Here is a 13773-nt window from a genome sequence, read left to right as displayed (position 1 = left end):
AATATTAGGTTTTATATAGATTCTATGAATGAATGTATATGTTGTAAAGCAGCACCTAAAGCAGCACCTTCAAAATGATGTTTACATGCTTTTACGTAATTTCCATTGGTTTCAAAAGTATTTAATTTGGCAACTCTGTTTCTAAAGTCTTCAATATAGTCAGAAAAATACCCACCTACATAACCTCCTATTACAACATCACAATCAAATGACATTCTTAAATTATTAACAGCTATAGCCAAATAATAAAGATATTTTTCCCAAGTTTCATCTATAATTTTATTGCCTTTATTCAAACTTTCAAAAAATAGATTGAGTTTCCCATTAGTTAAATCTGATAGTAAATTTGCTCTACAATAGCAATCCAAACAGCCTTTTTTACCGCAATAACATTTCTCTCCATGAGGTACTATGCTTATATGACCAAATTCTCCAGCTCTTATATTATCTCCTGTATAAACCTGCTTTCCGAATATAATAGCTCCCCCTACACTATTGCTTAATGACAAATAAATTGCATTATTTTCTATGTATCTAGCCTCAGCAAAACCTGCAGCATTGGCGTCATTAATAAATATGCAGTCAAAAGGTATATATTTAGTAAAATCAGTATATGGTACTTTTTCAAAACCAAGAACATAAGATGATGCTATATCAGAACCTGATTTGTCTATTATACCAGGTATTGATAAACCGGCACCCAAAATTTTATTATTATCAATATCAGAAACAAATTCTTTAATGGAATTTTCAAACCATAAAAAATACTCTTCTGTATACTTAAAACTATTTTTAAGCCTTATATTTTTTATTACATTTCCAAACAAATTTACCAAAACCAAACTTATATGATTTCTTGTAATATCTATGCCAATAGCAAGTTTAGCATCTTCAACTATTGACATAGCCTTAGCTTTTCTGCCTCCGCTGGATTCAAATTCTCCAACTTCTTTTATAAGATTTGCCTCAAAAAGTTCTTTAATATTTTGCAAAACAGTAGGCATACTCATATTCAAAGATACTGCTATTTTATGTTTAGATACTTTATCTCTTTCCAAAATATATTTATAGATAATATTTTTATTTATTCTTTTTACATCTATGTTATTGCTTTTTCTGTATGTCATAATTTCTCATAAAAATAATGTCTAAAGAAGTATACATTAAAAAAATAAATTTGGAAGATTATTATATATAACAATACTTGATTTATAATATATTTTTTATATACTCAATAATAAATAACAATAAATTAGGATTAAAAATGTATACATTAGGAATAGATTTAAGCACACAAAGTTTAACTTTAAGTATTATAAATTATAAAACTTATAAAAATGATTTAAATATATCAGTAGCATTTAATTCTCTTGAAGAAATGAACAATTCTCCAATGAATAAAAATACATTGCTTATTGATTCCAAAATAAATGGTAAAGCAGAACAAGATATAAATATATTTTTAGCAGCATTAGATAAAGCTTTTTTGAAACTAAAAAGTGAATGCGATATAAAATCCATAAAAGCAATTCAAATATCAGCACAGCAGCATGGACATGTATATTTATCGAATAATTATAAAGCTAATATAGAAAAATTGAAAAATAAATCATCTGTGAATCAAAATCTGATAGAAATATTAGAAGGTTCATATTCATATAATGCCGCTCCTATATGGAGAACATCATGTACTCAAAAAGAAGCAAATGAATTAAGAGAAGCTGTAGGTGGAAAAGAAAAAATGATACAGATCACTGCTTCTAATTCTCCTCTAAGATTTACTGGTGCTGTAATAAAATATAATTTTGACAACAATGAAGGATTATCAAACAATACATATAAAATATTTTTATTAAATACTTTTATAGCATCAATATTAACAGCCAAAGATGATATATCTGTAGATTTTGGAAATGCTTCCGGAATGAGTTTAATGGATTATTCTAAAAGAGAATGGAATGATACATTATTAAATACTGTGTCTCCTGATTTAAAACAAAAATTAGGAAATATAGATTCTCCTTCAAGTTTTGCAGGATATATAACTACTTATTTTACCGAAAAATATGGATTTGATAGTGAATGTATAGTTGGAATAGGAAGCGGAGATAATCCGGAAACAAAAGTTCTATATAAGGGAGATATACTTTCTCTAGGAACAAGTTTTGTATATATGCTTAATATCAATGAAAACAGCAGAGATTTCTCAGGAGTATCTAATGCTATGTATGATGGTATAGGAAATCCATTTATGATATTTTGCCGAACTAATGGTGCTATAGTTTGGGATGAAGTAATGAAAATGCATGACAGAAATTACAGAGAAATCACACTTTCTTTAGAACAAAATATTGATAATTTACCAATAATGTTATGGCAAAAGGAAAATGAATCTGTACCTATAAGCAGAGCATTCGATATAAAAAAATATTATGAAAAACATTCTTTTGACAATGATTATAAAGGAATTGTATTAAGTTCATTAGGATTAGTTGCTGCTTATTCTAAGAAATTTTCTTCTGACAGCACAAACAATAATGATTTATCGGTAACAGGCGGTCCTACAAAGGATAAAGAAATATTAAAAATTGTAGCAAATATTTGGCAATGTCCTATAAAACTTCTTCCATCAGGAGGAGCATCATTAGGTGCGGCAATAGCGGCAATGTTATTATTAAAAGAAAAAATTTCATTAGATGATGTTAGAAATTCTTTAATAGATAATACTGTAATAGAGCCTGATTCTAAATTATCAAAAAAATATGAAGATTACCAAAAGGCTATGCTTGAAAAATTTGAAGAAATAACCAAAGTACAAAAAGTATAAAACTAAATTATATGATTAAATATTTTTTCTAATTTTTTATAATTTTCTAAAAATATTATTGACAGATAGAAAATTATATATAAAATTTATCCCAATTATTATAAATTATTATTGGAGATAAAAAAATGCCTTTTGCTATATTCATGCTGACATTCTCTACGTTCTGCATAGGTACAAGCGAATATGTTATAATGGGATTATTATCTGAAATTGCTAAAGATTTGAATATAACTATACCGCAGGCTGGCGCTTTAGTATCGATGTATGCTATGGGAGTTGTTGTAGGAGCTCCTGTACTTGCAATACTTACAATGAAGATTTCGAGAAAAAAAACTTTGCTTTCACTTATGGTAATGTTTATAATAGGAAATATTTTATGTGCTGTATCTCCCAACTATACTTTTTTAATGATTGCTAGGGTTTTGGCAGCATTATGTCATGGAACTTTTTTTGGAATAGCATCGGTAGTAGCTGCTGAAATGGCAGGAGAAAATAAAAGATCTCAGGCTATTGCAATAGTATTTATGGGAGTAAGTCTTGCAAATATATTAGGTGTTCCTATAGGTACTTATATTGGAGAGAAATTCGGATGGAGGGCTACTTTTTGGCTTGTAAGCAGCATAGGTATTTTAGCAATATTAGCTTTAATAAAATCTATTCCAACAAATCTAACAATGCCTAGCGGTAATGTTATAGAAGAATTTAAAATTTTAAGACATAGAAGAGTATTTATTCCTCTTATTTTGTCTGTACTAACATCTGCTAGTTTATTCACAATATTTACATATATAGATCCTATACTTCAAAATGTTACTATGGTTGATAAAGCAACTGTTGTAAAAATACTATTTTTTATTGGAGCAGGTCTCACAGTAGGTACATTTATAGGCGGAAAACTTGGAGATAAAAGTTTAATAAAATCATTAATATTAATGATGATTATTATGATAATTATACAAATTATAATGCTTTATGTTAATACAAAATTAATACCTATGATATCCGATTTAATAGCATGGAGTATAGCAGGATTTGCTGTATGTCCTATGCTTCAATCTTTAGTAGTAGAACAGGCAAAAGGTGCTCCAAATTTGGCATCTACATTTAATCAAAGTTCTTTTAATCTTGGTAATGCAATAGGAGCAAAATACGGAGGAATATTATTATCATTAGGGGTAGAATATAAAAACCTTTCAATATATGCAGCAATAGTAATGATTATAGCAATATCACTTACAATATATTTTAGACATTATATAAAACATAGACCTTCCATTTAACATATTTATCTAATTAATGTTTTATAATACAAACAATTTTCATATGATAAATAAAAACAATGGGGTTTAAATTAATAATGAAAAACATAAAGTATATTATTGCAATATTCATAATAATTGTAAATTTTTCTTATGCTCAGCTTAATAATAATTTATTAAATCTTAATAATTTAAGTGAAGCAAAAATAGCTTTTACTATATCAACAAACAATAATCAATTAATAGTAAGTGCTAATATACCGGAAGGATATTATGCCTATTTAAAATCAGAAATAGCAAATAAAGTTTCATTCCTTGCGGATAATAAAGAAATAAATGTCACATATCCTGAAGGTGAAAAATACCATAACGATATTATTATAAAAGGCAAGCAGGAGTTTATATTAAATGATATTGATATAAATAATATTAATTTTATAAAAGCATCTTATCAATTATGCTCAGCAAAAGATAATGTATGTTTACAGCCTAAAAGCGAAATACTTTATGGTGAAGAAATTGATATACCTGATAATGCCAATATTATAACAGATGAAAAACCAGAAAATGCAACTTCTATAGAAAATTACATAAAAGGAAGCGATAATATATTCATAACATTGATTTTAATATTTGCAGCAGGGCTAGCATCTGTACTTTTGCCTTGCACATATCCACTACTATCGATTACAGTGTCTATTTTAGGAACTACAACTGATTCTAAAAATAATAAAAAATCAAGCGTATTAGCTTCGCTTTTATTTGCACTAGGGGTAATAACAACTTATACATTTTTAGGTGCTGTAGTTTCTATTGCTGGATTTGCTTTTCATAAAACTATTCTATTTGGAAGTATTGGATATAATCCTATTGTCTTAACAATATTAGTATTACTATTCTTATACTTTACTTTTTCAATGGCTGGATTTTATGAGATTAAAGCTCCTTCATTTTTACAGTCTGCAAAAACAAATGCATACGCTAAAAAAAATCAATCAATATTCCATAAATATATAATGGGACTTCTTGCAGGAATAGTTGCCACTCCTTGTGCTGCTCCTATAATAGCGGTTATATTGGAAATAGGTTTTCTTAATCCTGTATTCGCCACTCTATACATGGCTGTTTATGCTTTGGGTTTCGCTTCTGTATTATTCATTCTTGGTACATTTGCTTCAATACTTACAAAAATGCCTAAAGCAGGAACTTGGATGGTATATGTTAAATATATTTTCACTTTCCTAATGATGATAATAAGTTTCTATTATGCTAATATACTTTTCGGAGTTTTAGGATTTAATAAAATAAGTTATATACTTGCTTCAGCTGCGATATTAGTATTTGCTGTGTTAGTTTACATAATTAAAAATAAATCTGCTATGTTAAGTGCATTAGAAATAAAAATATTCATTTCTGTAGTAATTATATCAATAGCATTAGGATCAACTTACGGATTCATAAAATCAAAAAATGAAGTTTCAAATCATATAACATACAATGAAGCATTAGAGTTTTCAAAACAAAACAACAAACCTATACTAATAGATTTCTCTGCTGTTTGGTGTGCGAATTGTTATGAGCTTAAAGAGAAAGTATTCGTAAATGAAGAACTAAAAAAATTCATAGATGATAATTTGATTTTCACTGAAGTTGATGTTGATAAATACAAAAATATTTCTGATGAGTATAATGTTAAATGGCTTCCTTGGATAATAGTAATTGACAGCGGCAAGAACATATTATACACAAAAAATTCATTTTCAAGTTTCGACGACAAAATGGCTTTGAGTATAAAAGAAGAATTAGAGAAAGTAATTAATAAATAAATTTTATATATACTGAAACAAATATTGTAAAAAATAAATTTATTAAATTTAAAATATTTGCAGGGCTTTGCCCTTACGAAGTACACAGCGTGCAGCACCCCAGTTCTTTTACCGACGCTTTGCGTGCTGTAGGCAAGGCACCTACTCGGTGGTGACCCAAAGAAGCAGGCACAGCCCGCCTACGTCGAAAGGCTACATTTTTATACAAAATAATAGTATTATATTACATTTAATAAATATTTTTTAATATAAAGTTTCGCAATTGCGTTTTTTGCAACTTTTTTGTGCGGCAAAAAAGTTGATAATATATATAATCTAAAGAAGTTGGCAAAACACAATTATTTAGGTATATATAATATTGTAAATGTTTTTTGTTCTTTTTTATCATTAAGAAAAATTGTTATCATCTGTCAAGAAAATTTGCCATACGCTCACAATTTTTATAAAAAAAGAAATATAGTTTTCGCGTAGAGTGTCAGAGTTTATCTAGTATATAAGCTACTTTTATGAAGCCCACAATAGATTGGCTTATTACACAACATAAACAAAAAAATTACAAATATTGCAATATTTACTAATAAGTAAAATCAAATTCAGGTTCAGATATTGTTTTATTTAATAAAGACATATCATTATTAATTGAATTAAATACAGACTTCATACTTGGATGTCCATCTCTATTTTTTTTAATAGGAATACCACCTTGACTAATAAAAAATTTATTAGCTTCAGCTGTTTCTGGAGGATGAAAAAAATCAACTACGAATAACTTATGACCTAATTTTAATGTTTCTTTTCCAGCTTCAAAAGTACCGCCATCTCTTCTTGATTCTATTAATATCATAGCTATTGATAAACCTATTATTACCTTATTTCTTCTCATAGCATTCATAGCATTCCAAGTCAAATTTGGCATAAATTGAGATATAAAAACATGATTTGTGTTATTAAGGTGATTTTTTACTTCACCTTTAATACGCTTTTTTAATATTCCCTCTGGTACAACAAAAATAGTATTACCATTATTTGAAAGAGCAGACATATGAGCAGTTAAATCAGTACCTGAAGCATATCCACTAACTACAGTTATGTCATTATTTACTAATTCCTTAGCACATTCATATGCTATTTGTTTACCCTTATCAGATACTTTTCTAGAACCGCAAAATCCTATACTATTTTTATTTAAAAGAGCTAAATTTCCTTGAACAAATACTACAGGTGGCGTATTATCACCCAACGTAATTTTCAATCGTTCAGGATACATTAAATCATTTTCTAGTATCATATATATATTGTTATTATATAATTGTTCTGCTAATATTTTTGCTTCATTTTCAGTTTTATAAATATTAGTGTAAATATCATCTTTCAATTTTAAAATAGATTTATCAGTAATAATATCTTTCCAAGATGCATTTTTATTAAGCTTCAAAAAATTTAAAGCCTTTTTAATTGCTGATTCACCTACACCTTTGGCAAGTGCATACTGCAGAAAATCTACATTATACATTTGTATTATCACTATCCCTTAAAGATTTTACAGCTGATATTCCCATGACTCTTTTTGCTCCCAATGATTTTAAAAATTTCGCATAGCTCCACATAGAAACACCAGACTGATATAAGTCATCAATAATTATAACATCTTTATCTTTTATATCAACTTTGTTAACAAACACAATTTTACTAGCATCGGAATATATTTCATTCCAAATATTAATTTTTTCATTTAAAGTTTTATCTTTAAATGAGGGTTTATGACATTTCAAAATAAATAAATTATTATTTAATATATATGATAATCTTTTAACCAATTTAAATGAAAGTTTATTATTTTCATTTTCATCAATTCCAAGTGGTATAGTTGTAAAATAACTATCATTTTTATTTATTGGTAAAATATCATGACACTCTTTTATTTTATCTACTAAAATATTTCCATAATACTCTGCTTCCACATCATTTATTTCAGTCCTTCTATATTTTAATGAAAATTCAGCTTCTCCTACCATAGTTCTAGCACCATCATCAAAATTAAAATTAAAATCAGTTGCAACACAGTAATCAAGTATATTATTATCAATAAAATAATCTTTTATATGATTATTTAAATTCAACCAAATAAATCCATTTATATAATCTAAAAAATTTTGAACTCTCTGCTCTAATAATATATCATTTAAATTTAATAAATAATTATTATTTCTTGTCTTACACCAATAATTATTGCTTAAACCCAAATTAAAAGATAATAATTCTTTAAACTTATATGAGGTAACTATATTATCTATATTAACATATATCCATAACTCACTTCTTACCCTTTTTGTAAAATTTATCATAAAAAACTCCATAAGGATAATATATCACACTTTATAATAATATAAAACATCTTATAGTTCCCTTTTACTTACCACCTCAATAACCCTAATCTCTTCTTCACTCTAAATCATAAACTCATACCCCCCTAAATTCTAAACAAGGGCTAACAGCCCGCGTCATAAACTTAATAAAAATTTTTTGGTTCTTTTTCTTATTACAAATAAAAATTGTTCGCTTTAAGGCTCTGTCAAGTAAACCTGCCAGACGCTCACAATTTTTATTAAAAAGAAATGGTTTTTCGCGTAGCGTGTCCGACAGGACATAAGGTACTTTTTTGGCTAAACAAAAAAGTACACAAAAACAGTTTGCCTTCTTTCCAAAGAACTAACCTTCAACAATATTTTTATTTTATTAATTGTTTAAATTATAAAGAAAACAATTAAATTATCAACCCACTATATATACCCCAATTAGGTAAACAACTACTAATAAAAAGAGTTATAAATTTAATATGAGTTAATCAGCCTATATGTGTATCTACAAAGTTCAGCTATAGTGTCATAACGCATGAGATGGCAAAAATAAGAACATAAAAATTGACAATAAAAAAAAATATTAGTATAATGCTTAAAATATTTTTTAATACAATCTATAAAGAAGTTAAAAGAAGTAAAGGAAAGTTTATGAAGAAATTTATATTAATGACAGCTTTAAGTATTTTAATAAGCTGCAGTAACAAATCTAATAACACACAAGATAATACAGCTGTTAATAATGCAAATAACAATACCGCACAAAATACAAATCAAACTATAAGTCAGCAAACAACTGCAGTAAGAAAGAAAAAACCAGAATTTAAAAATATATATCCTATCAAACCATATACAGAAGCTGAAATTGATGAGATATTATACAAAACTATTGACTCAGAATTAGCAGATTATGGAATATCCGATAATTCCAAAAAAGAAAGAAGAGAAGAAGAAAAACAAAAAATGCAGAATATTAAAGATTTACTTTTGGAAGGGATAAACAGTAAAGATGAAAATGGAAACAGCATATTGACTCTAATGCAGAAACTTGATTATAGAAATTATGCTTATAATAATTTAGTGATATGGCTTGTTGAACATGGTATTAGTTTAGATGATACTGAAATACTAAATTATAATTATACTGATAAGATTATAGATTATTTATTAGATAGCGGAGTTAATTTTGATTATCAAACAATATATAATAAAATTGACTCAGAAAATAATAATTATAATTTAATATCAAAATTGATTAAAAAGTTAGAATCCGCAGATTATTATTTTTCTGATATAGATTATCAATTACAAAGCGACTTATTATTTCAATCCATTTTAGCTGATAATTTAGATTTAGTAATATTATTTTTAAAACTTGGTGCTGATATCAATTCCATAAACAGAATTAGAGATGGTTATGTGGGAACTCCTTTAATGTATAGTGCCTATTATGAAAAGTATGATATTATGGATTATTTAAAAGAGAAAAATGCGGATATTACTATTCACTGCTTTCAAGATACAGAAGAATTAGAAAGTATCCATAATGATAGCCATATATCTTTTGTATTGATGGAAAATTTTCCTGTTTTAAGTCCTACAAATTTAATTGATACTGTTATCACTGGAAACAACAATGAAGATTTGATGATAAGAATATTAAATAAAATATCTCAAACTTTTAAATTTGCAGATACTAGCTATATTTATTCGCCTGCCTCACAAATTGAATTTACAAACAATAATGAAAAATATATTTTAATACAAAGTCATATATTAAATGAAGAATATGTAGAAAATCTTATATCAATGGAAAAATATGTATCTGATTTTGAAGTAAACGATAAATATTTTAATTATGTAACTATATGGAAAAGAGATAAAAACGATGAAAATAAAGCACAGTTTATAACAGGCTTTTATCCAATGCAAAATGATGACTACTCACAAACTTATGATATTGCTTCATCAAGAAATTACGTTACAATAGAAGCAACCGATGATGACGGTGTATATTATTATACATTCATAATAGAAAATAATGATTTTTATCTAGATAAATTTTCTATGGAAAAGTATAATAGATCAGACAATAACAAAAAAGAAGAAGAACATTATTATAATTACAAAACAGATGCTGCTAAATTTAATCACAAAAGCAGAATAAAAGCTATTGATTTAGAAAGAGGTTTCTTTAGTAAGTTAATAGAAGAATACAATAAATAAAAAATAATAAAGGGCTTTAGTTTTTTAATTAACTTAAAGCCCTTTGTTTTTTGTAAATCAATAATAATTTATAAAAATTAAATTTCCTCGCCGTTCTCTATTTTTGTAAGCAAATCGACTCTCCTAGCATGTCTTCCGCCTTCATATTCAGCATCGAGCCATTCCTTAACTATCATCTTAGCCAAATCAACACCTACTACCCTAGCACCGAAAGCTATTATATTAGAATTATTATGCTGTTTAGAAAGCTTAGCAGAATAAGGCTCACTGCAAACCGCTGCCCTTATGCCTTTTACTTTATTAGCAGCAAGTGAAATTCCTATACCAGTTCCGCATATTAAAACACCGCATTCGCATTCCTTACTTACAATGGCATCAGCAACTTTTTTCCCATATATGGGATAATCAACGCTTTCTGTAGTATATGTTCCAAAGTCTTTTACTTCATGTCCCAATTCTTCTAAATATTTTATTATTTCTTTTTTTAATTCAATAGCTGAATGATCACAGCCTATAGCAATTTTCATTATGTACCTCAACTTATTATTAAAAATTATTTTTTTATTTCTGAAATAATTCTTTTACCTGTATTTTTTTCTTCTATCATAACACATATAATTTTCTTTATATTTAAATCTTTAAAAAATTTTATCACTAAAGAAACAAATATATCAGAATTAGATCCATCAGATTTTATTATATAAACATCTAATTTATTGTTATAATAACTTTCTTTGCTTTTATATATTCTCCATAATAATGCATTAAATATATTTTCCAAATCTGCATATATTTTTTTATTCTCTTCAATAAAAGATTCGATATCCAATATATCAATTTCCAGCATTCATAGCCTCTTCTATAAATTTTATGTCATCCTCATTTATTTCTCCTAAATTAGAAGCATATATAGTATATAATGGTATCTCCTCTCCAATATTTGCCATTTGCCATATTTCATTATGAGTTTCAAAGCTTATTGATTTAGCTGTATAATTATTGCATATATTTTCTTTATTTTGATTTAAAATAGCAACTTCCTTTGCACTCAATAATGAAAAATCAACTTCTTCTAAACTGAAAAAAACTGTATGATTATAATTTTCATATTTCTTTTTAGATATAGCTATTTTTTTTTCACTCTCCAATTCTTTCAATATATTAACTATATTTTTAGGAACAGGACCATATTGTCTTTTTATGTATACATCATTAGTTATAGAATTATTAGTTTCTATAAACATAGCACTATCAGAATAAAATAATATCTTATTTAACTTAATTGAACCAAGTAAGAAAGGATCTTGACAACTATCTATAATATAATGCACAGCTGATTTATATTTATCATTCATATTTTATCTCTCCTTCTTTATCAAAAAATTCAATTTGTTTTAATATACTACAATAAGTTTTAAATTTATACAATATATGTTATTTTTATAAGTTATTATAAATTATAAGAAAACTCTAATATAGCATAAGTTTTATCATCCTCACTGTCAAACTTTAATAAAACCTTATCATCAATTAAAGCTTTCTTTACAACGATAGTATCGCCTAAAGCAGCAGGTACTCTATATTCTATTCTTATTCTTTTATAATAATCATCAACATAATCTATTGCCATATCAATATATCTGGCATTGTTTACATGATTATTATCATCTATAAAATATTTTTTTACTTTAAATCTATCAACTTCTTTTAAAGCATTATTATCAACCTTTATTTTTCTAGGCAAATAATCCATTTTCTGCTTTTCATCAAATTTTATATTATTGATAAACTCAGAAGGAACTCTTATTAAATTACCATTAGATAAATCTACAAATCCGCCTATAGCATAGCAAATAGCAAGCTCATTATAATTTTCATCATATATTACAGTATTTCTGTAACCATAAGCCTCATTACATTCATAAACGTAAGTTCGTACTATAACTTTATCGCTGTATTTAGGAAGTTTGTATATATCAACCTGCCTTGATACTAAAAACATACTTACATTATTTTCATTAAAATATTTTGTAAGTTCTATATCCGAATCTAATTGAAAAAATGAACAATCCTGCATCAAATCAAATATAGATGAAGTTTTTAAAAGTCCGTCTTTATCAATCTGACTTGTTCCTACAATTGTTTTCATTTCATACATAAATAATAAGCCTTTTTAATTTAATTAATACAATTTTAAACATTATAATACTAAAATTATAATTGTCAAAGTGATTAGATAATAACAATTTCATATATACCGCACGGTTAGTTGATTTCTTATATAATTAAAATTATATTATTTAATACATTAATTTTATATATTAAAATTTAATCGTGCGTTGATACTGCTTTAAATTTAAAAAACTCTAGGGCGGGCATCTATAATTCATATTTAAATTATAAAAATAAAGAAAACTATAAACTCAAAATGAATCATCGAATCTTAAGGGTGGGGAGTGAAAGTAAAACTTAAAATCTACTTACATACCCCGCCCTTTAGATTTATATACCTAAACAACTAGATTTTGTCAATTTTAGTTTTTTTAATTTTATTGTTTGTGGGGACTAGCCCCCACACCCCCACTTCTTTTGTTGCCACAAAGAAGCTATATCCTTGACAAGCTCGGATACGCTTCGCGAAAGGATATATTTGAACTTAAATGTAATAAATTATTTTACATGTAAGACAATTTTAGTATGATTTAGTACTAATTTTATACCTTGCACTTTTTGCAACTTTTTGCGGCGGGAAAAAGTTGAATAAAAAATTGACAAAGTTAAAAATTTTCACTATATATAAATTATGAATAACATTAATTTTATTATTTTTAACTATCTCTGTGTGCGTTTCTAGTATTTATAAAAAATATAAATCATTTATAACATTCATATATAATATCTTTAGAAGCATTAAAATTCCAATCAAATTTTATGTATATATAATAAAATTCTCCAGTAGGAGGATCTCCGATATCAAATCCAATATTAAAAGTATCATCTTTATAAATTATAATGTCATTAAATCCAAAAAAATCTACCATATCTTTCTTTATATACTCATTAGAATTTTCTTTTATTATTTCTCTTGCCTTATTTACAATAATATCCAAATTATCAATTAAAGATTTCAATTTTTCTAAATCAAAATAATCATCTTTGGTAAATCCTTCAAAATAAAGATGTATTTCATTATTGTTATGATTAAAAACTATAGAAAAATTATTTGAAATATATTCATAATTTTCAGTATTAAAAAAATTAATAATATTTTGCATGAA

The 13773-nt window shown here is 26.2% G+C and carries 12 protein-coding genes; 4 read left to right on the top strand and 8 right to left on the bottom strand.

Annotated features, from left to right (window positions below):
- Window positions 1–11 precede the first annotated feature (11 nt).
- A complete protein-coding gene (locus tag T324_RS0107420; RefSeq protein ID WP_028329661.1) occupies window positions 12–1127 on the bottom strand; it encodes an ROK family protein in 1116 nt (371 codons plus the stop codon).
- A 137-nt stretch (window positions 1128–1264) separates the two neighbouring features.
- Here T324_RS0107420 and T324_RS0107415 point away from each other — a divergent pair, with 137 nt between their 5' ends.
- The 3 genes from T324_RS0107415 to T324_RS0107405 all read left to right on the top strand — a co-directional run bounded on the left by T324_RS0107415 (window position 1265) and on the right by T324_RS0107405 (window position 5912).
- Entirely contained in the window at window positions 1265–2827 is a 1563-nt protein-coding gene (locus T324_RS0107415; protein ID WP_028329660.1) for an FGGY family carbohydrate kinase, read from the top strand.
- A 125-nt stretch (window positions 2828–2952) separates the two neighbouring features.
- Window positions 2953–4107: an MFS transporter gene (locus tag T324_RS0107410; RefSeq protein WP_028329659.1), complete on the top strand. Its 1155-nt coding sequence runs from the start codon at window positions 2953–2955 to the stop codon at window positions 4105–4107.
- A gap of 77 nt (window positions 4108–4184) precedes the next feature.
- Entirely contained in the window at window positions 4185–5912 is a 1728-nt protein-coding gene (locus T324_RS0107405) for a protein-disulfide reductase DsbD family protein (protein WP_028329658.1), read from the top strand.
- Between the two features lie 574 nt (window positions 5913–6486).
- On the opposite strand, the gene T324_RS0107400 is transcribed toward T324_RS0107405, so the two are convergent.
- Window positions 6487–7425: a DNA-processing protein DprA gene (locus tag T324_RS0107400; protein WP_028329657.1), complete on the bottom strand. Its 939-nt coding sequence runs from the start codon at window positions 7423–7425 to the stop codon at window positions 6487–6489.
- A complete protein-coding gene (locus T324_RS0107395; RefSeq protein ID WP_028329656.1) occupies window positions 7418–8257 on the bottom strand; it encodes a hypothetical protein in 840 nt (279 codons plus the stop codon). Before T324_RS0107395 ends, T324_RS0107400 begins: the two co-directional genes overlap by 8 nt.
- Before the next feature lie 663 nt (window positions 8258–8920).
- Here T324_RS0107395 and T324_RS0107390 point away from each other — a divergent pair.
- Window positions 8921–10495: an ankyrin repeat domain-containing protein gene (locus T324_RS0107390; protein WP_028329655.1), complete on the top strand. Its 1575-nt coding sequence runs from the start codon at window positions 8921–8923 to the stop codon at window positions 10493–10495.
- Between the two features lie 77 nt (window positions 10496–10572).
- Here the strand turns inward: T324_RS0107390 and rpiB are convergent, their stop codons facing one another.
- The 5 genes from rpiB to T324_RS0107365 form a co-directional block, all read right to left on the bottom strand.
- On the bottom strand, window positions 10573–11022 hold the full coding sequence (gene rpiB / locus T324_RS0107385) for a ribose 5-phosphate isomerase B (RefSeq protein ID WP_028329654.1): 450 nt from the start codon (window positions 11020–11022) through the stop codon (window positions 10573–10575).
- Window positions 11023–11048: 26 nt separating this feature from the next.
- Window positions 11049–11342, bottom strand: a complete 294-nt coding sequence (locus T324_RS0107380) for a hypothetical protein (RefSeq protein WP_028329653.1) — start codon at window positions 11340–11342, stop codon at window positions 11049–11051.
- Entirely contained in the window at window positions 11329–11850 is a 522-nt protein-coding gene (locus T324_RS16970; protein ID WP_038375080.1) for a type II toxin-antitoxin system antitoxin SocA domain-containing protein, read from the bottom strand. The genes T324_RS0107380 and T324_RS16970 overlap by 14 nt, the downstream gene beginning before the upstream one ends.
- A gap of 95 nt (window positions 11851–11945) precedes the next feature.
- The gene (locus tag T324_RS0107370) at window positions 11946–12653 is read right to left on the bottom strand and encodes an acyl-[acyl-carrier-protein] thioesterase (protein WP_028329652.1); all 708 of its coding nucleotides are present in this window, start codon (window positions 12651–12653) and stop codon (window positions 11946–11948) included.
- Between the two features lie 715 nt (window positions 12654–13368).
- Window positions 13369–13770, bottom strand: a complete 402-nt coding sequence (locus T324_RS0107365) for a hypothetical protein (protein ID WP_156920154.1) — start codon at window positions 13768–13770, stop codon at window positions 13369–13371.
- Window positions 13771–13773 lie beyond the last annotated feature (3 nt).

The sequence above is a fragment of the Brachyspira alvinipulli ATCC 51933 genome (genome assembly GCF_000518245.1).
GTDB classification, from domain to species: Bacteria; Spirochaetota; Brachyspiria; order Brachyspirales; family Brachyspiraceae; genus Brachyspira; species Brachyspira alvinipulli.
Note: the sequence above shows the minus strand (reverse complement) of the source record. Positions and strands in the feature narration are given on the sequence as shown.

Bases quoted from the DNA above. Each gene is read 5' to 3' on its own strand.
- T324_RS0107420 (WP_028329661.1), bottom strand. From the start codon at position 1,127: ATGACATACAGAAAAAGCAATAACATAGATGTAAAAAGAATAAATAAA.
- T324_RS0107415 (WP_028329660.1), top strand. From the start codon at position 1,265: ATGTATACATTAGGAATAGATTTAAGCACACAAAGTTTAACTTTAAGT.
- T324_RS0107410 (WP_028329659.1), top strand. From the start codon at position 2,953: ATGCCTTTTGCTATATTCATGCTGACATTCTCTACGTTCTGCATAGGT.
- T324_RS0107405 (WP_028329658.1), top strand. From the start codon at position 4,185: ATGAAAAACATAAAGTATATTATTGCAATATTCATAATAATTGTAAAT.
- T324_RS0107400 (WP_028329657.1), bottom strand. From the start codon at position 7,425: ATGTATAATGTAGATTTTCTGCAGTATGCACTTGCCAAAGGTGTAGGT.
- T324_RS0107395 (WP_028329656.1), bottom strand. From the start codon at position 8,257: ATGATAAATTTTACAAAAAGGGTAAGAAGTGAGTTATGGATATATGTT.
- T324_RS0107390 (WP_028329655.1), top strand. From the start codon at position 8,921: ATGAAGAAATTTATATTAATGACAGCTTTAAGTATTTTAATAAGCTGC.
- rpiB (WP_028329654.1), bottom strand. From the start codon at position 11,022: ATGAAAATTGCTATAGGCTGTGATCATTCAGCTATTGAATTAAAAAAA.
- T324_RS0107380 (WP_028329653.1), bottom strand. From the start codon at position 11,342: ATGCTGGAAATTGATATATTGGATATCGAATCTTTTATTGAAGAGAAT.
- T324_RS16970 (WP_038375080.1), bottom strand. From the start codon at position 11,850: ATGAATGATAAATATAAATCAGCTGTGCATTATATTATAGATAGTTGT.
- T324_RS0107370 (WP_028329652.1), bottom strand. From the start codon at position 12,653: ATGTATGAAATGAAAACAATTGTAGGAACAAGTCAGATTGATAAAGAC.
- T324_RS0107365 (WP_156920154.1), bottom strand. From the start codon at position 13,770: ATGCAAAATATTATTAATTTTTTTAATACTGAAAATTATGAATATATT.